This is a genomic window from Paraburkholderia sp. GW821-FHT02A12, from assembly GCF_059422005.1.
In genome coordinates this window covers 221,478-243,890 of record NZ_JBWKWA010000001.1, presented here as the reverse complement: position 1 = coordinate 243,890, position 22,413 = coordinate 221,478, and the positions used below count along the sequence as shown (strand labels likewise).

Below are 22,413 nucleotides of genomic sequence, written 5' to 3'. Positions count from 1 at the left end.
GACGCGGTAGAAGTTGGTATCGATCTGCGCGCGGAATGTACGAGAACGCTGATTACACGGCGCCGCTACCGTTTATTGCGCGAGAGCCCCTCGCACGATCAGGCACAATCCTGCCGCAACGACGGCAACGCCGACGCCTCGCGCGACGCGCTCCCCGTCCGGTGCGAAACGTTCGACGGTAATAGCTGCCGTCACGACCGCCATCGCGCGCGGGTCCATGACTCCAGTGACGAAAAGGATCGCCGTCAAGCCTGCGCAACAGTAGCTGCAGTGCAGCCCCAGACGCAGGCCGTGTCGCCAGGCAGCACCGGCGTCCGCCGGCAACGTACGACCGCACCCCGGCGCCTCCCGGCAGCACGCAAGGTGGCGGGCCTTCCAGGCGGTGAATTGCAGCGCGCCAGCGCTCAAAACAAGCACACCGGCCACGATCGGAACGACCCGCGCCAGCGCGGGCAGCTGCATCTCGACAGCCGCCAGCGCGGCGCCCAGCGCAAAGGCGGCCACGCCGAACACGGTCCACACGAAGAAATAGCCCACGCCCACCAGAACAGTCAGCCAGGCGAGGCGCGTCTCGCCCGTTCTGCCGACCGCCTGGCGATAGCGCCACAGCGTGGGCGCGAGGGATGGCAGCATCATCGCCACCATCATCACGCCCCACATGCCGAGGAACGACGCCGCGACACCGGGCCACGTCTGCCCGCACATCCGCAGCCACGCCATCGACATCGTCCAGCCGCCGGGCATCGGCATCTCACCCATCGCCGACATGGCCGCGCACCCGACAATCGTCGCCGCCGCGCTGGCGGCGAAAAGCAGCGCCGAGACGCCGAAGAAGGCTCGCCGGGAAGCCCGCCCGGAAACCGCGCGTCGCGAGAAATCCCGTGCCCCGGTTGCGCCAACGTCACTCATGACCCTGCTCAGCGCTGGTTGTACTCGTCGTGACGGCGCCACCAGATGCCCGTCTCGTTGCGCCCCTTGGGCGCGCGGTCGAGCCACTGGTACATGCCCCAGATGCCGTCCACGCCGCGCGCGTAGGTGGAATACGTGTGGTAGACCACGCCGTCCTCGAGCACGAACGCGCTCAATCCCGGCCGGTCGCGAGCGTACGTGGACGCGTCGGTTCCGCAGGTGGCCGCGAACTGGGCGACGGGCTCCGGCGCCGGTGTCGCGTCCATCGCGTGGCCGCCGCGCTCGTAGTTGTATTCGACGCGTCCCTCGCGCTGCTGCTCCTCGGTGAACGAAATGTTGAAGTCGAAGTTGAAGTCGCTGCCGTGCGAGGACGCCCACGGAAACGTCCACCCCATCCGGCGCCTGTAAGTCTGCAGCTTTGCAAGCGGCGCCCGCGACACCGCCATCAGCATGACGTCGTGGTTCGCCAGGTGCACGGCAATGCCATTGAACCCGTCCGCAATCGACGAGCAGGACGGGCACCCCGCCGTGTAGTCGGGCCCGAACATGAAGTGGTAGACGAGAAGCTGTGAGCGTCCTCTGAAAAGGTCCGGCAGCGACGCGCCCCCTTCATCGGTCTCGAATCGGTACGCCTTGTCGATTCGAACCCAGGGCAGCGCCTGCCGCTGACGCGCCAGCTCGTCGCCCTTCCGCGTGAGCTCCTTCTCCGCCTTGAGCAGATCGAGCCGCGCAGCCAGCCACTCTTCACGTGTGCCGGTCATATGTGTCGTCGTCATGCTTCCCTCCGTCGGGTGTTCCTCGTCGTTCGTCCAGCTCCCGATACGACGTGCTGGTTGGTGGTCGTGCTAGATTAGTTCCGGACTTCGAACGGTGGGAGTGACAAATGTGGCGGGATTCAAATAGACCATGGACTCGCTAGTCACGGCCGCGGCGCGCGCGCTCGCGGCGGGGGATCCCCTCGGCGCGCTGAAGCGGGTTGCCTTGCGCGACGACGCACCGGCGCTCGCGCTTCGCGGCATCGCGATGGCCCAGCTCGGCGATCTCGTTCGGGCGAAGGCGCTCTTGCGAAGTGCGGCGCGCGCCTTCGGTCCGAAAGAAGCCGTGGCCCGCGCGAGGTGCATCGTCGCCGAGGCCGAGATCGCACTCGTCTCGCGCGACCTGAGCTGGCCAGCGAAGGCGCTCGACGCCGCGCGGGCGACGCTCGAAGCCCACGGCGACCGGGTGAACGCCGCGCACGCGCGGTATCTCGAGGTCCGGCGTCTCCTCCTGATCGGGCACCTCGATGAAGCCGAGCGTACGCTCGCCGAACTCGACCCCGCGCCCTTCCCGCCCGCGTCGCGGGCCGCCCACGAACTGGTCGTCGCCGGGATCGCCATGCGGCGCCTCCGGACGAAGTCGGCGCGCGCCGCGCTCGCCCGGGCCGAGCACGCCGCGCGCCACGCGGGAATCCCGGCGCTGACCGCGGAAGTCGAAAGCGCATCCCACGTCCTGAACACGCCCGCGGCGCGCCTGATTGCGCGCGGCGAGGAGCGGCTCCTGCTGCTCGACGAGGTTGAAGCGTTACTGGCGTCGAAGGTGCTCGTCGTGGACGCGTGCCGCCATGTCGTACGCGACGCGGGCACGGTGGTCTCGCTCGCGAGGCGTCCGGTGTTGTTCGCGCTGGCACGCGCGCTGGGCGAAGCGTGGCCGTCAGACGTGCCGAGGGACGCGCTCGTCGCGCGGGCATTCCGGGCGAAACACGCTGATGAATCGCATCGCGCGCGCTTGCGAGTCGAAGTCGGGCGGCTTCGCAGGGTGCTCGGGACGCTGGCCGGCGTGAGCGCGACGACGCGAGGGTTTGCGCTGGTGCCGCGCGACGCACCCGAGGTTGTGGTGCTGGCGCGGCCCGTCGAAGACAAGCATGCGGCGATGCTCGCCTTCCTCGCCGACGGCGAGTCGTGGTCGAGTTCGGCTCTCGCGCTTGCGCTTGGCGCCAGCCAGCGCACCGTGCAGCGGGCACTCGACTCGCTTGCGGCGGCAGGCAAGGTGCAGTCGTTTGGCCACGGGCGAGCGCTCCGCTGGATGACCCCGCCCGTGCCGGGATTCACGACGACCTTGTTACTCCCCGTTTCACTGCCGACCGACTAGGATGGAAGCAACAATCGTCCACTACCAGGCGCCCCCAAACCTGCCGCTTCGCGCCAGGCCCGCCGAGGCGGACGATCCCCCAATCCCCCTATCCCCCTATCCCCCTATCCCCCTATCCCCCAAGGGGACTTCCTTCGGGGCGGGGGACTTCCTTCGGGGAGGGTGACTTCCTGCGGGGCGGGGGACTTCCTTCGGGGCGGAAAACTTTGGGCGGCCCGGTGTTTTCTCGAGGATAACCAGGATGGAAGCATGAATCGATCCGCAGCCAAAATCGTCCGTGAATATGGACCCTTTCCGGGTGTCGACCAGGTGGGTGGGGTCACGTACGACGGTCAGCAAGTCTGGTTTGCTACCGGAGACAAGCTGAACGCCCTCGATCCGGCGAGCGGGAAAACGCTGCGCTCGATCGATGTCGCCGCGCATGCCGGAACGGCCTTCGACGGCCAGCACCTGTTTCAGATCGTCGAGGATTGCATCCAGAAGATCGATCCGACGACCGGCCATGTGCTCGCGACGATCCCGGCGCCCGGCGGTGGCGCTGACTCGGGGCTCGCGTGGGCCGAAGGGACGCTCTGGGTGGGGCAGTATCGGGACCGGAAGATCCATCAGATCGATCCCCAGACAGGGGCGATTCTTCGCACCATCGAATCCAATCGCTTCGTCACCGGGGTTACCTGGGTCGACGGAGAACTCTGGCACGGCACCTGGGAAGGTGATGAGAGCGAGTTGAGGCGAGTCGATTCTCGCACGGGAGAGGTCCTCGAGAGGCTCGATATGCCGGCCGGAATAGGCGTGTCGGGACTCGAGTCCGATGGCGGCGATCAGTTCTTTTGCGGAGGGGGAAGCAGCGGGAAGGTGAGAGCCGTGCGCAGGCCCAGGCGAGATGCCGAGATTCCCGTCGACGCCACGAGCAAGTAGTTGGCGAATGAGAGGCACGTAAGCAACAAGTATGCGAAGCGGCCGAACGGATCAATCAGGTAGGCGGAGAGGTCGAGGCCGCTCAACTTCGCGGTCTCGATGATGGCGTGGCCTGGATCCGTCCCAGAAACAACAAAGCCGACGCTAGGTCGGCTTTGTTGTACAGCATATTCTTGCTCTTTGTTAGTCAGGCATATCGTTGCACTTGCAGCAAAAGTATGGCGCCTGATTCACACGTAAAAATCCTATTGGGAGGAGGAGGATCGAACTCCCGACCTTCGCATTGCGAATGCAAAACCCCCCCCATTAAATACGGAGCTCATGGCGTCTTTCTCGATTATTTGCCACAATGCTGCCACACTCCGTTCAAGCGAGCACCGAGAAATGCCGACCATCCGAAAGCGTGGGCAGTACCAATGGGAGGCGCAGGTGCGCCGGCGCAGCTACCCCGCGCAAAGCAAGACCTTTACTACCAAGGCCGAAGCGGAAGCTTGGGCCAATATGATCGAATCGGAGATGTCGCGCGGCGTATGGGTCAGCCGCAGCGAGGCCGAGGCGACAACGCTTTATGAGGCTCTGAGACGCTACGAGGAAGACGTCTCGCTGTCAAAGAAGGGAGCGGCGCAGGAGTTTTCCGTCATCAAGACCTGCCGGGCAGTCGACTTGGCAAAGCGACCGCTAGCCACGATCCGCAGCGCAGACATAGCGAAGCTCCGCGACGAATGGCTGAAGGACTACAAGCCAGCGACAGTACTTCGTCGCTTGGCGGTCCTATCCCACGTGTTCAACATCGCCCGCAAAGAATGGGGCATGGAGAGCCTTTCGAATCCGATCGAGCTGGTGCGGAAGCCACAGCCCAACAACGCGCGCACTCGGCGCATTGCTGTCAGCGACGGACTTGTCGGTACGCTAGGCGGAGACGAACGCGATTCGGAACGCGGCGCGCAAGACGGCGAGCTTGAACGCGCAGTGAGGGCTAGCGGCTCGGCACTACTGCCGTCCATCATCTGGCTCGCCGTCGAAACGGCGATGCGCCGGGGCGAGATCGTATCGCTGTTGTGGGTGCACGTGGACCTCAATCGCTGCGTCGTTCATCTCCCGTCGACGAAAAACGGAGAGGCTCGCGACGTGCCACTGTCTTCGCGCGCCGTTGCGGTCCTTCAGGCGCTCAAAGACACACAGAATGACGTTAAGGATCATACGACCGAAGGCAGCGAGGACGACGCCGGCCGCGTGTTCGAGATTCGCAGCGACGCCGTTACTAGAGCCTTCGAGCGTGCAGTGGCGCGCGCCCGCAAGACTTACGTCGACGAATGCAGGGCGGCCAAGCTGAAGCCGGATGGAAAGTTCCTGACGGACCTTCGCTTTCACGACTTACGACACGAGGCGACTTCCCGCTTGGCGTCGATCTTTCCCCTGCACGAGCTGACAAAGATAACGGGCCACAAAGACCCGCGCATGTTGATGCGTTACTACCACCCACGTGCCGAGGACCTAGCAAAGAGGTTGGCGTAACCCGCCTCAGCAGATTGCAGTAGGTCAAGACCCCGGAAATACCCGCAACAGCAATCGCCTTCAATGCGCCGATTCGATCAAAGAGCTGTTCGTGGATCGCAAGCAAACCCGTAATCAATCAGTCGTCCACGCGAAGGGGCTGGCATTGCAACGTGAAATTTTCAGTTCCGCGAATTGCGGAACAAAGCGGGATCCGACTCAGTTCGCGCCAGACGTGGCCAGTCGACGGCTGCATCGGGATCGTTGACAATGAACACCCGAGAGCTAGGCCAACGGCTAACATCATTCCGATGCATTCCGTTTCGGCAGTTCGGCGCAAGCGATAGCAATTGACTCTTAAATATTGGCTGCCAATAGATTGCACACGGGGAATTCGATGAAAACGCTAATCGAGCTTGGGATCTCACAGGAGGACCGAAACCGTCTTCTGAGCGGATTGCACGAAGGGAAATACAACTTGCTTCTCGGGGCGGGTGCGAGCTACGGATGCGCGGGCGGCGATGGTCAGGAATTAAGGGATGGGGCCACTTTATCAACTCAGATCAACGCACAGTTCAAACTTGGACTGAATGCCACCGAGGCCGAAAAACTACCACTCACGTACGAAGAAGCTGAAAGCACAAACAAGTCGGGGCTTCGTAGCTGGTTACGCTCGCGGTTCGTCGGATGCCAGCCAACTTGGCAACATCTACTCTTCCAAATCCACTGGGAGCGTATATGGACGTTCAATATAGACGATGTCCTAGATAACGCGTTCGACAAGGGCGACTCCAAATACGTTTTCAAGAAGCTTGCGAGCCGCGACTGGAAGGAGAAAGTTGAACCACTCGACGCCACGCCCGATGCTTTGCAAATCGTGCATCTGCACGGGCGCGCGCGCGATTTGGGGCGGCAATTGGACGGACTCGTGTTTTCTATACCCGAGTACGCACAGGCTACGCGCTCGCCTCAGCAATGGCATACAAGCTTTCGGACGCACTACATTGAAAAGCCATTCATCGTGTGCGGCGCTAGCCTTGCCGAGGAAGTTGATCTAGCGGATGCGATTCGAACAAAAAATCTCTCGCGCGCGAACGGTTTTCCGTCATTTATGGTGTCGTTCTCGCTTGACGACGCACAAAAAGATCGCATGCGACGCTTCAACCTCGTGCCTATCGTATGCCCATTAGACGAGTTTTTTGCGGTGGTTCTCAGAGAGCTCGGCGAATACAAAAAGACTGCCGACGCGGTTGCATCACGTCTGAAACCTGGTACTTACGAACGTTTTCTCGCTGAGTTCCGCCGACTGGACATCCGTGACGGCTCGACCAGCGCGATTGAGGGCACAGACTTCTACGGTGGTGACGAACCTACCTGGAAGGATATCCTCGACAATCTGGACACAACGTTTACTGCAACTGAAAATGCGTCCGCTATGCTCGACCGGCCGTCCGAGCGTTATGCGGTTCTTTTGCATGGAGATCGTGTCTCTGGAAAAACAGTGGGGCTGTTTCGCTTGGCCCGGCTCGCTCTGACTAAGGGCTTTAAACCCTTCTGGTTTCGTCATGAAGAGGGCCTAAACGCGGATATCGTCACCGATTATCTTTCGGAGGATGAACGGGCGATCTTGTTCGTTGATGATGCGTCAAACTACCTCGAAGCGATCGGAAAAGTGCTTAAGTACAGCAAGGCATCAGGGAAGGCCGCAAGGATCTTTCTAACCCTTCGCAGCGCTAGGGTCCGTGGTTTCCGGATTGATGTCGCGGATGAGTTCCGTCATGAATTCAAACTTGGTGCCCTGCCTCACCGCGATGCAGCTCATTTTGTTCAAAAACGCCGGATTGCCTCAAGACTAGGGAAGCACATTGAAAAAAAAGACTCCGAAATTATTCGAGACCTCAAGGAGAGATGTGGATCGGAGCTGTTAGAAGCCGTTTCATACATCGAGTTTTCAGAGCCGCTTCGGCAACGGGTGCGAAAGATTGTGCTCGCTGCGATGTCGACCGGCGAATTGAAAACGCTTCTTGCTCGAATTGTCTGTGTCCATCGGTTTGGGTTTTCTCTTCCCATGCGAGTGACGCTCATGGCAAGCGGTTTGCATTTCAATAAAGTCGGCAATCTGATTACCGATCAGCTAAAAGCTGAAGGCATTCTCGTTCGCGAACCCAGAGGGCTTCGCTTGCGCCACCGAATTTTGAGTGAATATGCTTGGACAGACTTCTTCACGGAGCAAGAGCGCTACGACGCAATGTCGGCGATCGTCGCCGCACTAGCGCCGCTCGTCAATCCGGCGGTAATTCGCGCAAAAGGCATCGAGCATCTTATCCTTCGCGAGGTGCTCGACCAAGAGAACGTGTCGAAGAGCATTGGCAGCAAAGCCTTGGATTTCTACGAAGAGCACGAACCCTACCTCGGGTGGAGTTCCCGCTATTGGGATCAACGGGCCCTGCTTGAATCCCGCGTCAAAAGCCACTTTCCCAAGGCGTATTCGTATTCGCAGAAGGCGATTTCGCTCGAGCATCACGCTTTTGCCTACACGAGCTTAGGCACAATATGCATGCGCCACTGCCTGAACCTATTCGAGAAGAACCGGATGGAAGCATTGAAGTACTTCTTCGAAGCCGAAGAGGCATTAACCACTGCTTGCAATCTAGCCGTCGAGAATGGCACCTCATACGAGCACCCATACGTAAGCTTCTTCGCCGCAACGAAACAAATTTTGCACAAACTTAAACCCTCAGATACCGAATTCGAGCCCATTCTCGAACTTTTCCGCGTATGGCTGCAGCGCGCAAAAGATTCGTCCGCTTTCTCAACGTGGTGGGGACAACAGCGCGTGCGCGAACTAGAAGGATTCGACATCAAGGAGAGGCTAAGAATGCAGCAATCGTCGCAATCGGGCTAATACTACGCGCCTGTATTAGTGCCGGCTACGACGGGGCATCTTCCCTCGTCAAAGCATGCCTTGGCAAACATTACGGAATTTTTGAATGGCCGCTTGTGCGGACGCTGAGGGACCGTATCGGGTCGACGATTGTCGACCCGATACGGGCAGGACGCGGCCAGAAGCGGTCCTTCATTGAATCGACGCCGCGATCATCCGCTTCACGCGGACTACTTTGAAGTGACTTCTTCTCATGTGACCGGGAAGACTTGCTTCCAACCAATCCTGTGACAGCATTGATGACTAAAGGTGGTGCGATTTATCGAACGTGCGGACTTCGTCAGCTGCTGCCGGAATATCACGATGCCCCCCGTTACCGAGGACAATTCAATCAGCATTGTCGACGCATTCGTCGACGAACTCGAATTGGCTTCTCTGGGATTTTAAGGGCCATGCCTGCGATCACGGGCCCGATGCTGCTCGAGCACCAATTTAAATGGCCGCTATCGCGCGAGGCGCAGGTCGCCTATGGGTCGAACTCTGCCGTCCGCGTCCGGCAACAGCCGGCCAGGAACAGCCAGTGGATAAGCACCGAGTCTCTACCGCTGAGTGTCTGGTGTCACACTCATAGAAGAGTCATTTGCGAAGGGTAACGTGCGCTTCGCGTGCGGACTAGCGGTGCATCGAGAGTACGATCGGACGCCATTGAATTGGGCCCGCCCCGACAGGATGCTGGTGATGATTCTGTGGCGGCAACGGGTGGCCGTAAACAGAAACTGCCTCAATGCCACAGACTTCGCATCGATAGATACCCGAGTAAGGGGTGGTTGCGCCGGGCGGGTGCAGGGTGTTCAGCGCAATGTTATTAATGTGCGATAGAAAGTGGCCGAACATGTATTGCGCCATAGCATTCTCTGTGTATGTTGTCCGTCGCTCGTGCGAACGCGAACACTATTAGACGCCCTCGTCGGGCAGGACTTGGCTGGCCCCCGCTGCACGGGGCCAGAGCGATGCAGGTGGCACGTCATCGTCAGGTGAATACAGATCCCGGTACATCAGTACGCTATGAGGCTGTTGTTCGGCTGGGCGCCTGTTCGGTCGGTTGCGGTCGACGCGCTGTTGTCGTATTTCGTGCTGCAGACTTGTTTTAAAGCCGTGCCGCTGATAAAAGCTTATCGCGCGAGGATCATTTATTGCGTCGACCGTCAGGAGGCGAACGGCGACACTGTTGTTGAACGCCAAGCCTTCAATGATCTTGATCAGCTCCGTCCCAAGTCCGGCCGACTGCATATCGCCGCGCACTGCAAGCTTGGTTATTTTGACGGCTGGAAAATAGTTGATGGAGCATTCGAATGGCAGGCCAAGCTCAAGCAGCTCCGAATTGCGAAGTGGCAGTCCATCGGCAGACAAACTGAAGTAAGCAGCCGGCGCACCGTCGGATCCCGCGAAGGCGACGATGGTTTCCGTCAGGCCGTGGTCGGAGTAGTCATGTGCGCTCTCCGTCAGAAATACGTCGAGCTCGTCTTGGCCGCACTCAAAGTCAGCCAAGATGTCTTTGTCGAGTTCGTAGATCCGTCGTAGCGCGAGTTGGGTACCCGCTGGCACTTGTTACTTTGTACGGCGCACGCCGTGAGGCAACGGGGCGGCAAAGGCGGCGCTAGCAGCTTCGCCGTACTTGCGCAGGGTGTCGCGTCGCGCCGGAGTCAGTCGGACGGACGTGACGCTACGCACCAGCTCTCGGCTGGCAGCGCTTGACAAGGTCTTAGTCGACTTGATAGTGGGCTTGGCTGACATGATTTCTAGTCTTTCTCTGCAGACGATGTATCTGCGGCTACGATGCAGATTTGGTGCCGGATTCAGCGCACCCATTTCCATTAACGGAAACGATGCACGAAATTTAAGGGCTGAACAGCAAAAAATCAACATCCGTATTGACGGTTAGGTTAGCAACCGTCCATTTCGCGCTTGAAAAGGTAAAAAACGTTGGTGCGACGCACAAAAAAAGTACTTTTTTCGCCACTCCACGGACAAGTTTCCGACCGTGGTGCCGAAATCTGGCCCGGTAAGCATTGACATTCTTGCGCAATCTGCCGTTCTCTGCTCACGCGGACCCAGCCGGAAGCGATGGCGGTGGTCCCATAATTCCATGCCACCTGCGGAGCCGTTGTATTGTCGGTGGCCGCAGGATCCTGCGCAAAAGGGGTATTTCGGTCGAACGACGGTCAATCTCTAGGCCCACAGTCACGAGGCAACGGTAGGTCGATGCCGCCGTGCGTGTTAACCGCCAGCGGATATTGTGAGCAGCGGCAATACTTAGCGCATGAATGTCCGCAACGGCCAATGACCTGCCGAGCGACTCGAAGGAGTGAATCTCCGCCGGATCAGGAAGCTGCCGATTAGGTGGCGCCTGGTCCACCGTCCATTGAGGGTCGGTTTATGCCGCTCGCATTAATGCTGTGCGCCTCTATCCTTCGAGGTCTGCGTCGGACCGGGTTCGGCCAGGAGGCGTCATTAGCCAGCCTCGTGAGTCGGTCGTTCAGACGTCAGCCTTGCTTCAACACCGGTCGTAGAGAACGCGCACTGTGGGGCAGAAACCGGTCGACGGGGGCCAGTCTGGGCGACGTGTGTTTATCCACAGGAAACCGAACGTTCAAATAGGAGACAAATGGCTTCCGGATTATGCGCCTGTTCTAGGAAAGTTGGGAGGGCTGCTTAGGTGCAGCTTTCGGACATTTGTCGGGTGTGCGGCAACCGACCGCTCGGGGTTTATCCAACGCCTGCCCGCTCGTGCTGTCGTTCGCTCACGAGCCTGTGCTTGAGGGCAGGCGTCGAATAAACGTAAACGGTAGCGGATGTCCTGCGCCGCGCCACTATCGGCGTGTCCGGCCTTGCTTGCAAGGCGGCCGTTTTGGCGCAGTTCTGTTTGAAACGAGCGGCTCAATGATCGTTTACCAGTTAGCGACTGTGCTTGTGGGAGTGTGGGAGCAATCGTTCCCCAGCACCGAGAGAGACTGAAATACTCCATAGGATACCAAAGTATCTGCGCCGGCTTGGTCGTTGAAGCGACAGGGGGCGCTGGCCTCGAACCCACCAACAATCAGGAGACTGCAATGGCCAAGAGACACTACCAGCAGGCCGACGATCGTCAGGCAAGGATCCAACGGCGGATCGCCCATCTCATGGAGTCGCGCACCTCGCGGCTGACGGCGCGCGGCGAAACGGCCGAGGCGGCGGCACCGCTGCCGCCGACCTTCTGGCTCGACGCGCTGCGTGAGTTCCACCAGCGGCGCCGGCAGCAGCGCGGCCACGACGGCGTCGCCGTCCCCGCCGAGCCCGGCATCTCCGGTGGCAACAACTGGACGCCCATCGGACCATCGGTGGCGCGGCGCGCCCAGGTCAGCGGCCGGATCGCCCGCATCGCCGTGGCGCCGGGCGGCAGCCGCGTCTACGTGGCCACCGCCCTGGGCGGCGTCTGGCGCAGCGACGACAGCGGCGCCACTTGGCTGACCAACGAAGACAGCTTCGACATCGACCCCACCGCGTTCGCCGCCACCAGCCTGTGCTGCGGCGCCATTGCCATCGACCCCAGCGCGCCCGACCGTGTCTATGTGGGCACCGGCGAGGGCGACATCAACGACTTCTTCAGCTCGCGCTTCCTCAACTCGCTGCCCACCTATCGCGGCGTCGGACCGGTACGCAGCGACGACGGCGGCGCCAGCTGGGTGGTCGAGCCGGTAGCGCCGGGGTCCCCGCCGCTCGCCGGCGCGGCCTTCTACGCGTTGGCCGTCGACCCCGGCGACCGCGAGAACGTGGTCGGCGCCACCACGGCGGGGCTCTACCGCCGCGAGCCCGACGGCGCGGGCGGCTACCACTGGGTGCAGAAGCGCACCGGCATCCACACTGCCGTGATCGCCGGGCGCAGCGGCACGACGACGACGTTTGTCGCGGCCCCGCGCGCCGGTGGCGTCTTCAGCTCGCCCGACGGCAGCACCTGGTCGGCGGCCGGTACCGGCTTCCCGGGCAGCGGCCTGGCCCGCATCAGCCTGGCCATGCGCGGCACCGATCCCAGCGTGGTCTACGCGCTGGCCGAGAATACCTCGACATTCGTCGTCAACCTTTTCCGGCTCGCCGGCGGCACCTGGAGCCCGGTGGCGATGAGCGCGGGGACCGGCACCGAGGGCGGCTACACCTTGGGCCTCGCCGTCGACCCCAACGACGTCACCCGCCTCTACTTCAGCACCGTCGACATCTCGCGCGGCAGCGTTTCCGTCAGCGGCGGCACGTACTCCTGCGCCGTGACCTTCATCGGCGGCACGCACAGCGATGTGCACGACCTGGTCTACGCGGCGGGCGACTCCACGACGCTGTGGGTGGGCACTGACGGTGGCGCCTACGTCTCCGGCAACGCGCAGACGGCAGCGGTCACCTTCACCCCGCGCAACACGGGCCTGGCGACCATGGCCACCGAGTACTTCGCCCAGCATCCCACGCAGCCGGCGGTGATCCTCTGCGGCACCCAGGACAACGCCACCATGCGCTACACCGGCGAGGAGGCTTGGCTGCAGGTCACCGGCGGCGACGGCGGCGCCTGTCTGGTCAACTGGAACGAGCCCTACGAGATGATGGCCTTCCAGAACGGCGCGCTGCTACACAGCACCAACGGAGGCGCCAGCTTCCCCACCAACGTGGCGCCGCCCGGATATTCGTGGACCCAGGGGCTGATGGCGCCGCCGATGGCCATCGCGCCGCAGTCGGCGGCTCCGTCCGACGCGCGCATCATCGCCCTCGGCGGCGACCGCCCCTACCTCAGCCCCGACTTCGGCGGCTCGTGGACATCACTGCCGAGCAACGCCGCCGGCGACGCGCTGGGCAGCAAGGTCTCGGCCGTGGCCTTCGCCTCGCCCACCAAACTGTACGTCGGCACCGTGTCGGGCAAGGTGTTCCGCTACGACAAGAGCGGGGCCACCTGGACGCGCACGGAGATCGACAACGCCGCCGGTGGCGCCCTGCCGCTGGCCAGCATCGTCAAGAGCATCATCGTCGACACCGCCGACGCCAGCGGCAACTCCGTCTACCTGAGCTTCGGTGGCAGCGGCGACTACCGGCACGTCTGGCACTTCGACGGCACCGCGTGGGCGCAGCGCAGCGGCCCGGCGGCGGGCGCCGCCACCGCGCTGCTCGACGTCGAACACGGCGCCATCGCCGTCGACCCGACGACACCCACGACGCTGTATGTCGGCAGCGACGTCGGCGTGTGGAGCTCAAGCGACAGTGGGGCCAACTGGTCTGTGCTCTCCAGCGGGCTTCCCGACGCGGCGGTGCTCGACCTGCAGATTCACCAGGCCTCGCGGATGCTCCGTGCCTCGCTGCACGGACGCGGTCTCTTCGAGCTCAAGCTCGACGCGCCGGCGCCCGCTGACGTCGTGCTTTACGTCCGTGACACCGACCTCGACCTCGCCCGTGCCACCACGTCCGACTACCTGCCCGACCCGGAGAACCAAGGGCAGGTGGTGGTGCACTGGGAGTCGCCCAACATCAAGGTCGACGTGCCCACGCCGGCGGGATACCAGACGCCGAGCGCCGCGATCGACTTCTACCAGTTCGTCGACACCATCGTCGACGGCAGCGGCGGCGTCGCCACCATGGACCCGGCCTCCGGCACGGTGACCAATCGTGTCTACGTCGAGGTGCACAACCACGGCTTCTTCAGCGCGACCAGCGTCAACGTGATGCTGCTGCTTTGCGACGCGTCGCCGCACCTGCCGGCGCTTCCGTCGGGCTACGCCGCCAACGTGCAGGCGGGCACCGCGGTGGGTGGGGCCTTCACCCTTGTGGGAGTGCGCAGCGTCAGCAACCTGCGCGCCGGCTTCCCCCAGGTGGTGGAGTTCCCGCTGCCGTCGACGATGCTGCCGCCTCCGGCCAGCCTGCCTGGCGACTCGCACTACTGCCTGGTGGCGCTGCTGCACTCGTCGCAGGATGCCTTTGCCTCTACGCAGACCGACGTAGACATGCTCACCATCACCGACCGCAAGGTAGCGCAGAAGAACCTGCACATCGTCGCCTTCGTGGGCACGCCGCCACCGCCGGCGCCCTGGCAGTGGGGTGAGATCCACCTGCACGGCGGCCTCAAGGAGGCACGTCTCACGGATCTGGTCGTCGACACTCAGGGCTACGGCGGCCGTGTCGGGCTGGTGCTGCCGAAGACGCTGGTGCTGCCCAACGGACTCGACAAGTCGCTGGTGAACTTCACCGCGGAGCGCGACAAGGACGTGGTCGAGGACTGGGCAGAGCGCCATCGCGTCGACCTGCGCCGCTTCATGGCCCACGGCCGCTACGACTTCCGCAAGGCGGGCCAGATGCTCGAGCGTCTCGAGCAGACGGCCGGGCAGCCGATGTTGCTCGCCGAGCGCGGCTCGGTCGCCGAGCTGCGCGGCGTGGAGCTGAAGCCCGGCGCGGGGGGCACCGCGTTCATCGCCATCGAGCGGCCGGCAGAGGCCAAGGTTGGCGAAAACTTCCAGTTCCGCGTGCTGCAGCGCGACCACCACAGCGGGAAGGTGGTGGGGGGCTGCACCTACAGCGTGCAGATCCTGGCGCCGCATCCACGCAAGGTGCGCGAGCCCGTTGAGGACGCAGCCACCGAGATCGACGCGCCGATCACCGACTTGGTGCCTCCGGGCGCGGGCTGACACACACTCTATGGGCTGGGTGCGCTGCGTGCGCACTCAGCTTCCCGGGGTCTCGTAGGCGAACACCACCGCTGGGTGTGGTTGTGCATGCCGAGCGTAAGGGGCCAGCCATCCCATCTTGAACCGGCCGGGTGAGACGGCAACGATCGTGTCCACGATCAACTCTTCATGATGGACGCGATGGGTACGGAGAAGAAGCGGACGCGGCGTAACCACAGCCCGGCGCTGAAGGCGCAGCCGCTGTGGCATGAGTTGCACGCGTGGATGAAGCTCGAGCGCACACGCGTGCCCGACGGGGGCGGCATCGCCGCCGCGCTGGACTACAGCCTCAGGCGCTGGACGGCGCTCGGCCGCTTCCTCGAATGGGTCACCGTCCACCGCTTGAGGCACACGATGGCCATGGACCTTCTGCAGGCTGGCGTCGATCGTTCAGTAATCGCGTTGTGGCTCGGGCATGAATCGGTGGAAACCACGCAGATCTATCTCGAAGCGACCCTTGCGATGAAGGAGCAAGCCCTTGCGAAGACATCTCCACCACAGGGCAAGTCGGTTCGCTACCAGCAGACAGACCAACTCCTCGGCTTCCTGAATAGCCTGTAGGGCGGGCAAACTATGTCGGGGGATGGAATGGGCTTCCTTGCGTCACGACGCGTGAGTGTCTGGCGTTCGTAAAAACCTGTTCTCGATACCCGACATAGTCCGGAACGGCAGATAGTGACGCAGCGTGTGCATGGACACGCGCTTGTCGATCTGCGCAGTCACGGCAGCGGCGTGTATTGCGCGGTTGAGCAGCTTCGGGGTCAGTGGGTTGACGGGATCCATGCCCGGAAACAGCCAGCCACCATCGAGCATCTTCCCCTGGGCACGCGCGACGCGCCACCAGACGCGCAGGCGTTCGAGCAGCACGGGCGAGAGCATCGCGTAGCGATCCTTGCGGCCAAATGATACGTCATTCGCCAACATAGAACCGCGCGCCCCGAGTGACCGTTTGACTCTATTACCTGCCCTTGCGGCTTTGACCACTCAACTGTCGGCAATGGGTCGATCAGCGACAATCACGGGCGGCCGAGTCCTCGCAAGAAGAGTCGGCCGCCGGACTTTTTCACGTACCGTGTCAGTACTTTTTCACTTACCTGGCACAGTTTTCACCATGTGTAACACCCGACAGTTGGGACGTCCTGGGACACGCCAGGAAGAGCTGTCGTCGCGACACGAAGAAACAGCTATCCGGTAGCATTGTTGGTTGGGGGAATTGCGCCCCGATTAGACGGTCAAAATGCTGATCGCGCCTTGCGCGTACGCCTAGTTCCCGCCGGGAAGTCAGGGCATCGGCAGAGTACGGTAGCAAAGAGATTTACCAGAGCCCCCTGGAAAGCGGCTCACACACCTTAGTGGAAGCGCTCGTCCGGACAAAACCCGCATCGCGAAAGCCTGCGGGTTTTTGCGTTAACACACCATGTTTTATCAAAGCCCACTCGGTCACCACCGACGGGCTTTTTTTTCGCCCGGGATTTTTTAACCGGGAAGCCGATATGGAAAAAGAAGCGGTTGGCATCATCAACGCGTGCAGTAACCTTGTAGCGCAGCTCGATGCCCATCCCGCCGGCGCCAGCATGTTCGTCTGTTGCTTCTCCATGCTGCTGCTCGTTGCGGTGGTCTTCCGCCTGGCGCGGCCACGAGGCGCCGATACCTCCTCGCGCGATGAGAAATCATCGTGACCTGGATGCGCTACATCAACCGGCGAGAGGAGCGACAGGCGTTCGCTACAAGCGGATCCGCTCGACCTCATCGAGACTGATCTCGTCGCGGCGCCGGTCATAGAGCTGCGTGGTGCGTGTCGACGCGTGGTTCGCCATCGCCGCCGCGTTCTCGAGCGTGCCGCCGGCCTTCAGGTATGCGGTGATGCCGGTCGCACGGAACGTGTGGTTGCCGATCGCCGTGCCGATGCCGACCGCCAGTGCGCGGCGCCGGACCATCGCGTACGCGTTCGCCTGCGGCAGCGGCCTCGTGCTCAATCGGCCGGTGCCACGCGCGATCGTGCGGAACAGCGGCCCCTTCGGATCGTCACCGATGCCGGTGCCGTCCAGATACGTGTGCAGGTACGCGTCGAGCGTGTGATGGCAGGGCATCTCGTGGCGCTTGCCACCTTTTTCGCGCAGCCGCACCCACAGGCGGCGGTGCTGCACATACACATCGTCGACCCGCATCGCGAGCGCCGCACCGATCCGCGCGAACGAAAACACCATTAATGCGATCAGCGCGCGGTCCCGCAGCCCCGCGGGCGTCGAGACATCGATGCTGTCGAGCAGCTGCCGCGCCTCAACAGCGTCGAGCACCGGCGTCTTGCCGGCTTTCGCGGTATGGCTGGGCCCGCGCACCGACGCAGCCGGATTGTGCGGCACGACCTGGCCAATGACGAGCCAGTCGAACAGGTGGCGGATCGCGGCCAGGTGCTGCCTGACGGTCGGCGCGGACCGGGTCTGCGTCTGCAGTTCGATCCAGGCGGCGACATGCAGCGGCTGCACGGCGGTAATCGACGGCACGCCGGCACCGGCGCACCACGCGAGAAAGTCGCCCGCTGCACGCGCATAGGCGCGGCGCGTGTGCGGGTTGCGGATCGCCGACGCGAAGAACTCGAGGAAGCGCACGCCCGCGCGCTCGCCAGCGGCCGTGACGAGCGCGGGCGTCGGGATAGTGTTGAGCGTGACGAGCTGATTCACGCGTTTGCCCCCCTGATCGCCTCGACGCGCGCGTCTATGACATGCAGCAGGTGGCTTGCCAGCAGAATGATCTCGATGGCCTGGCGCGGACTGTCAATCGGTTCACGTCGATGCGAGTGAGGATTCTTGTACAAACCAATCGCCCCGACAAACAGCTCGCGCATGGCCTGCCGCTCCGCAGAATCGACGCTCATGTCGGTCAGCGGCCCGTTGTCCGGGTTGAACGCATTTCTCATCATCGGCATGCCGTGGTCGGATGCCTTGTAACCGGCTGCGGAACGCACCGCAATTTCGACTTCGCGCATCGCTTCGAATACCGCCGTCTCGTAGGCGCCGCGCATGAATGACAGCCAGACGGTAGTGGCGATCCCTGGATGCAGCAGTTCCTTCGGCAACAAACGCGCGTTCCGGTAGTCAGTGAACTCCTGCTCATTTTCAAAGCGCTGCGCGCGACGGCTCAGGTGCTTGAAGCCATTGTTCCCGTTCATGCCTTCGGCAGGCACAACCAGCCCCTGTGCTTCGAGCCACGCGAACGCCTCGGCTACGGCGAGATCGACTTCAGGCAGTCTGTGACGCGGAAAGGCGGGTTCGCGGGCAGCAGCCATCTCCAGCTCTCCCCGGAGGTTTCCAAAGTGAACCTGAGCCGCCCCTCGCCTACGCAACAGAAATAGCACCTTGGCCGCCAGTTCTTCCGGCTCGACTGCGAGCAGCACGTCGACATCGGGAATCTCGGTCAGAAGCTCTCGCATGGCCGTTCCTTCTATATGTGATAAAGGACATTACCTTATATATGGAGACTCAAATAGTATTGTGACTTAAACTTGTGAGTCGCGAGGACTTGACCCTCGATGGGTGTAGGCAACTAGAACAAAATTCCGGGGAAAGAAAATGGCTGACGGGAAAGCAGTAGATCCAAACCTACTGGCGCTTTGCGGTGCACTCGATGCGATGGTGGCGTCAATAAAGAACGCGCCTGAACAGCGACAACTCAACGAAGCATTTGGCTGGAATGTAGCCGGCGTCAGCCGTGACGACATCGTCGCCCTAGTTACCTCCCTTTCGAACCGAATTCGAAAACAAGCAGACATCGAACTATCTAACGACGTCGCGACGCGCATCCAAGGAATAACCAAGGGCATCAATTTCGCAACCGGAAACACTGTACCGCAACTGTTCAGCGGCAATGCTGTCCATGCAGTGCCAGCGTTGCTGCTCATGTTGTCGACGCTGGATTCCTTGCTTACAGATGCACTTCAGTGGCCAACGCAACCCGAGTTGTATGCGATTCCTCCTCAACTGAAGCGGCGAATCAACGCGGCTGAAACGCGGGTGAGCTCGGTCGAAGAAAAGACGGGTGACCTCGAAACGAAAGCAGAACAGATTCTGGCTGCGCATGCAGCGGCTGAGTCTCTGGACGTAGATCTTGCCTCCCTTCGCGAGGCGCGAGAGAGAACCAAACAATTCGAAGCTGACGCAAGGCTGGCACAACAAGAAGCCAGCAACACCCTAGCTGAGATATTGGCGGTGGCTAGTTCTATGCGACAGAAGCAGGCTGAGGCTGCGGCAGTCGTCGAAAAATGCGAAGACGCATACCGGATTGCGACGTCCAAGGGATTGGCTGGAGCCTTTGACGATCGAGCGAACAAGCTTAACGTCTCTATTCGTTGGTGGACTGGCAGCCTGATGGTCGCCTTGGCAATGGGTGCTGTCATCGGGTATGAGCGTGTTCGCGCTCTGAACGGTCTTCTCTCAAACGCCACGCCGACTTGGGGAGCTATTGCACTGCATCTCGGTGTCTCGCTGGTAAGCGTCGGTGCGCCTTTCTGGTTCGCATGGCTGGCAACAAAGCAAATCGGCCAACGATTCCGGTTGGCAGAGGACTATGCATTTAAGGCGTCGGTGTCCAAAGCGTATGAGGGGTACCGGAAGGAAGCTGTGAGAATCGACCCTGCATTTGAAAATCGCCTTTTTGCATCAACGTTGTCGCGGATAGAGGAAGCGCCATTGCGTCTACTAGCAGATGAAAAGAACTATGGGAGTCCATGGCACGAGCTGATTCATTCCAAGGCATTCGAAAGAGCTGTCGAGCTGGTGCCCGAACTTCGGGCGAAAGTGATCGACATCGCCGGCAAGACGAAAGCAAGAACGGAGTCTGCCGATGTTGAAGGACCGGTGCCCGTAAAAGGGTAGCTTTGCATAAAACCTGATCTCGCACATCGCTCGCTTGTGCCGTGCCTGCTGCATATTTACGTTACACGTAACGGAATATCGCATTTATCGTTACCAATAACATAAAATAGGTGTGGTCAACTGCACAAGGATGCATCATGCCTGCACCGGCAAACGACAAGGTAACCGGCCCAGCGGAAAAACGTGGCCGTGGCCGACCACGAAAGCCTGATGCGATGTCGAACGCCGAGCGCCAAGCCGCGTGGCGGGCCCGGCATGGGGCTCGCACAAAATCCGTTACCGTAACGAAAATTATCCCACCTGCCGAGGCCCATGACGCCCTGGTGCGGGAGTGCGAGCAGCCGCGTGACGAACTGGCGCGGGCAGGGGGCGAGCTTGAGGCGGTGTCACGGGCGATGCCGTCTGCCCAAGCTCCTTCGGACGTGGCAGCGGTCCTCGAACGGCTTCCGCGTCCGGAAGACGCCGATTCTGGCGAGCGGCGTCTCTCCCTGACGATGAACGGCACCCGGGTTTTCGCGCTGGAGCGTCTCGTCGCGCACTTTAGCCTGTCCAGGCGCGCGGTGATCGAGCGCCTGATCGACTGGGCCGACCACACGCTTTCGAGGTCACTTTACGACGACGAGGCTGCATTTAACCGTTACATCGACCGTGAACGTAACGAAAAATAATCCCCCACCGACTGGGTCGGCGCGCACCAGTTCAAGATCCTGCAGGACCTGGCTATGCTGCTGTTTCTCGACACTGAATACACCGGCCTCGGCCAGTCGCGGCCGAAGCTCATCAGCCTCGCGCTCGTGGCCGAAGATGGCCGGCGCGAGTTCTATTCCGAGCTGGCCGACACATGGACGCCCGATGACTGCACGCCGTTCGTGCAGCGTGAAGTGCTGCCGCTGCTCGCCGGCCCGCGCGTGCCGCGCGCCGAAGCCAGTGCCGGGCTGCGCGCGTGGATCGCGGACGCACCGCGCGCCGTCCAGGTCGCGTGCGACTCGGAAACCGACTGGCGTTTCCTGCTCGATCTGCTGGGTACGCCGTGGCCGGCAAATCTGGCCGATCGGTACTTCGACCTGCGGCCATTGATCGACACGACGATCTACGATCGCACCGTGGCCGCGTACTACCGGACGGATAACCGCGAGCATCACGCGCTGGCCGACGCGCACGCCTACCGGCGCGGCTGGCTCGCGTGGATGGATGCCCGAAAAGCCAACGCTGGCTAGGGAATGCCGTGTTCGCAGTCGGTTTAGGCGTGTGGGCCACTTCGCGTCCCATGCAACGCGCGCCATCTTTCGAACTTGGGTGACCACCCTATGACTGTGGCCCAATTTCTGACGTCAGAAAAAGTACAACGCCAATGTCTGGTGTAGCCGCAGGGCCATAGCGTCAACGGGCACATTGATTCATGGATGGGAAGGACATCAGACCCGTCCGAAGGCGAGTTATCGAGACCCACGGCCCGGTCTGGCCTTCGCTGCCTGCACCTGCACCTTCGCGTTGCCAGCGTGATAGCGGATCGTCGCGCGCTCCGCATGCTCGGGAGCGCGCTCAAACGCGCGCTGCTCATGCAGAACGAACTCATGGCGTCCGACCTCCTGCGCAATAAAGCGAGTGTTTTGCGCCACAATCGGCCCGGTGTAGGTCTTATCCTGGGTGATCGCCCGCGACACCCGAGCGTGTGGGTCAAGGCCTCGGATGAGCGCTTCCATGTCGTCATCTTGCCCGCTGGCGGCTGCGGCAACAGTGGACTGTGTGGTCGCACGTCAACCAGTGTCACCGCTTGCGCGCCGAGGCTCGCGCCGTGCGGCAATTTCGTCGCGGATCTGCTTTTCAAGCTCACGCAGTTCGCTGTTCTGGACCACGATGGCCTGCTCGACAGCCATCCGTACCACCCGCGCCTTGAATGCGAAGTCGCCGCCACTGATGCGGATGCCGTCCTTCCACTTCTCGGCGCTGTAGCGCAGTGTCAACGCCAGTGCGTCATCGGAGACGCTTTCGCGCCCGAACGTCAGGCGTTCAACCTATGGCCGCCGGCAATCGTGCGCAGCATCGCATGAATCCCTTTCAACTCATCCACGCACAGTCGAAGGGTATTAATTGCGTCGACCTCGGGCCGCTGCCGAGTCGCGCGACCCAGACCTGCCCGCGTCAGGTATTCGGTCACGGTCAGCTTCCGGTCGTTCGCCCTCTCTTCAATCACCGCCTTATCTGCCGCGCTCATGCGCAGGCGGATGGACGCCGCTTTGATCGAATCATCGGTCTTTCTTGTCACTTTTTTATTCCTTGGTGTCCGGGTCTCGGGGCGAAGCCCTGAGTTCAAGGGAAAGGTACCAAGCGCGCAGGGTGCCGAAGGCAACCGAGTGCTGGGTACCGGTGTAGCCGCACGACTTGTCGTGTGGATACATTCCCTATCCTGTCCTCAAGGTACCTCGCAAAACAGTGGAACATGCAGTGGAACATGGAGTGGATGTTCGCGCCGATTTTCCTGGGG

At 61.8% G+C, this 22,413-nt stretch carries 17 protein-coding genes and 3 pseudogenes; 11 read left to right on the top strand and 9 right to left on the bottom strand.

Annotated features, from left to right (window positions below):
* Nucleotides 1-72 precede the first annotated feature (72 nt).
* Nucleotides 73-909, bottom strand: a complete 837-nt coding sequence (locus tag AC07WT_RS01130; RefSeq protein WP_494945754.1) for a DUF2182 domain-containing protein — start codon at nt 907-909, stop codon at nt 73-75.
* Nucleotides 910-917: 8 nt separating this feature from the next.
* On the bottom strand, nt 918-1,685 hold the full coding sequence (locus tag AC07WT_RS01125) for a DUF899 domain-containing protein (protein WP_494945753.1): 768 nt from the start codon (nt 1,683-1,685) through the stop codon (nt 918-920).
* A gap of 130 nt (nt 1,686-1,815) precedes the next feature.
* On the opposite strand from AC07WT_RS01125, the gene AC07WT_RS01120 reads away from it, so the two are divergent.
* The 4 genes from AC07WT_RS01120 (at nt 1,816) to AC07WT_RS01105 (ending at nt 8,353) form a co-directional block, all read left to right on the top strand.
* Entirely contained in the window at nt 1,816-3,036 is a 1,221-nt protein-coding gene (locus tag AC07WT_RS01120) for a helix-turn-helix domain-containing protein (RefSeq protein WP_494945752.1), read from the top strand.
* A 249-nt stretch (nt 3,037-3,285) separates the two neighbouring features.
* Complete coding sequence (locus AC07WT_RS01115; RefSeq protein WP_494945751.1) at nt 3,286-3,954, top strand: Vgb family protein; 669 nt, start codon at nt 3,286-3,288, stop codon at nt 3,952-3,954.
* 384 nt (nt 3,955-4,338) lie between these two features.
* Nucleotides 4,339-5,469, top strand: a complete 1,131-nt coding sequence (locus AC07WT_RS01110; protein ID WP_494945750.1) for a site-specific integrase — start codon at nt 4,339-4,341, stop codon at nt 5,467-5,469.
* A 376-nt stretch (nt 5,470-5,845) separates the two neighbouring features.
* Nucleotides 5,846-8,353: a P-loop NTPase gene (locus tag AC07WT_RS01105; protein WP_494945749.1), complete on the top strand. Its 2,508-nt coding sequence runs from the start codon at nt 5,846-5,848 to the stop codon at nt 8,351-8,353.
* Nucleotides 8,354-9,286: 933 nt separating this feature from the next.
* Here AC07WT_RS01105 and AC07WT_RS01100 read toward each other — a convergent pair.
* Complete coding sequence (locus tag AC07WT_RS01100) at nt 9,287-9,937, bottom strand: GNAT family N-acetyltransferase (RefSeq protein WP_494945748.1); 651 nt, start codon at nt 9,935-9,937, stop codon at nt 9,287-9,289.
* Nucleotides 9,938-11,442: 1,505 nt separating this feature from the next.
* On the opposite strand from AC07WT_RS01100, the gene AC07WT_RS01095 reads away from it, so the two are divergent.
* The 3 genes and pseudogenes from AC07WT_RS01095 to AC07WT_RS01085 form a co-directional block, all read left to right on the top strand.
* Entirely contained in the window at nt 11,443-15,018 is a 3,576-nt protein-coding gene (locus AC07WT_RS01095; protein WP_494945747.1) for a DUF6242 domain-containing protein, read from the top strand.
* A 168-nt stretch (nt 15,019-15,186) separates the two neighbouring features.
* Nucleotides 15,187-15,381, top strand: a pseudogene (locus AC07WT_RS01090) (IS66 family transposase); the annotation flags it as partial.
* A gap of 12 nt (nt 15,382-15,393) precedes the next feature.
* A pseudogene (locus tag AC07WT_RS01085) lies at nt 15,394-15,618 on the top strand (tyrosine-type recombinase/integrase); the annotation flags it as partial.
* A gap of 114 nt (nt 15,619-15,732) precedes the next feature.
* Here the strand turns inward: AC07WT_RS01085 and AC07WT_RS01080 are convergent.
* Nucleotides 15,733-15,957 (bottom strand): annotated as a pseudogene (locus AC07WT_RS01080) (site-specific integrase); the annotation flags it as partial.
* 593 nt (nt 15,958-16,550) lie between these two features.
* On the opposite strand from AC07WT_RS01080, the gene AC07WT_RS01075 reads away from it, so the two are divergent.
* A complete protein-coding gene (locus AC07WT_RS01075) occupies nt 16,551-16,736 on the top strand; it encodes a hypothetical protein (protein WP_494945746.1) in 186 nt (61 codons plus the stop codon).
* A 45-nt stretch (nt 16,737-16,781) separates the two neighbouring features.
* On the opposite strand, the gene AC07WT_RS01070 is transcribed toward AC07WT_RS01075, so the two are convergent.
* Both AC07WT_RS01070 and AC07WT_RS01065 read right to left on the bottom strand, forming a co-directional pair.
* Nucleotides 16,782-17,738, bottom strand: a complete 957-nt coding sequence (locus AC07WT_RS01070; RefSeq protein ID WP_494945745.1) for a tyrosine-type recombinase/integrase — start codon at nt 17,736-17,738, stop codon at nt 16,782-16,784.
* A complete protein-coding gene (locus AC07WT_RS01065; RefSeq protein WP_494945744.1) occupies nt 17,735-18,451 on the bottom strand; it encodes a TIGR02391 family protein in 717 nt (238 codons plus the stop codon). Before AC07WT_RS01065 ends, AC07WT_RS01070 begins: the two co-directional genes overlap by 4 nt.
* A gap of 175 nt (nt 18,452-18,626) precedes the next feature.
* On the opposite strand from AC07WT_RS01065, the gene AC07WT_RS01060 reads away from it, so the two are divergent.
* The 3 genes from AC07WT_RS01060 to AC07WT_RS01050 all read left to right on the top strand — a co-directional run bounded on the left by AC07WT_RS01060 (nt 18,627) and on the right by AC07WT_RS01050 (nt 21,145).
* The gene (locus AC07WT_RS01060; RefSeq protein ID WP_494945743.1) at nt 18,627-19,928 is read left to right on the top strand and encodes a hypothetical protein; all 1,302 of its coding nucleotides are present in this window, start codon (nt 18,627-18,629) and stop codon (nt 19,926-19,928) included.
* A 137-nt stretch (nt 19,929-20,065) separates the two neighbouring features.
* Nucleotides 20,066-20,596, top strand: coding sequence for a hypothetical protein (locus AC07WT_RS01055; RefSeq protein ID WP_494945742.1), 531 nt, complete (start codon nt 20,066-20,068; stop codon nt 20,594-20,596).
* 54 nt (nt 20,597-20,650) lie between these two features.
* Nucleotides 20,651-21,145 (top strand): 3'-5' exonuclease family protein, encoded by a 495-nt coding sequence (locus AC07WT_RS01050; protein ID WP_494945741.1) that lies wholly within the window; start codon nt 20,651-20,653, stop codon nt 21,143-21,145.
* 219 nt (nt 21,146-21,364) lie between these two features.
* On the opposite strand, the gene AC07WT_RS01045 is transcribed toward AC07WT_RS01050, so the two are convergent.
* The 3 genes from AC07WT_RS01045 to AC07WT_RS01035 are packed head-to-tail and all read right to left on the bottom strand — an operon-like array spanning nt 21,365 to nt 22,194.
* A complete protein-coding gene (locus tag AC07WT_RS01045) occupies nt 21,365-21,631 on the bottom strand; it encodes a KfrB domain-containing protein (protein ID WP_494945740.1) in 267 nt (88 codons plus the stop codon).
* 54 nt (nt 21,632-21,685) lie between these two features.
* Nucleotides 21,686-21,892, bottom strand: coding sequence for an LPD7 domain-containing protein (locus AC07WT_RS01040; protein ID WP_494945739.1), 207 nt, complete (start codon nt 21,890-21,892; stop codon nt 21,686-21,688).
* 38 nt (nt 21,893-21,930) lie between these two features.
* Complete coding sequence (locus AC07WT_RS01035; protein WP_494945738.1) at nt 21,931-22,194, bottom strand: plasmid mobilization protein; 264 nt, start codon at nt 22,192-22,194, stop codon at nt 21,931-21,933.
* Between the last annotated feature and the right edge of the window lie 219 nt (nt 22,195-22,413).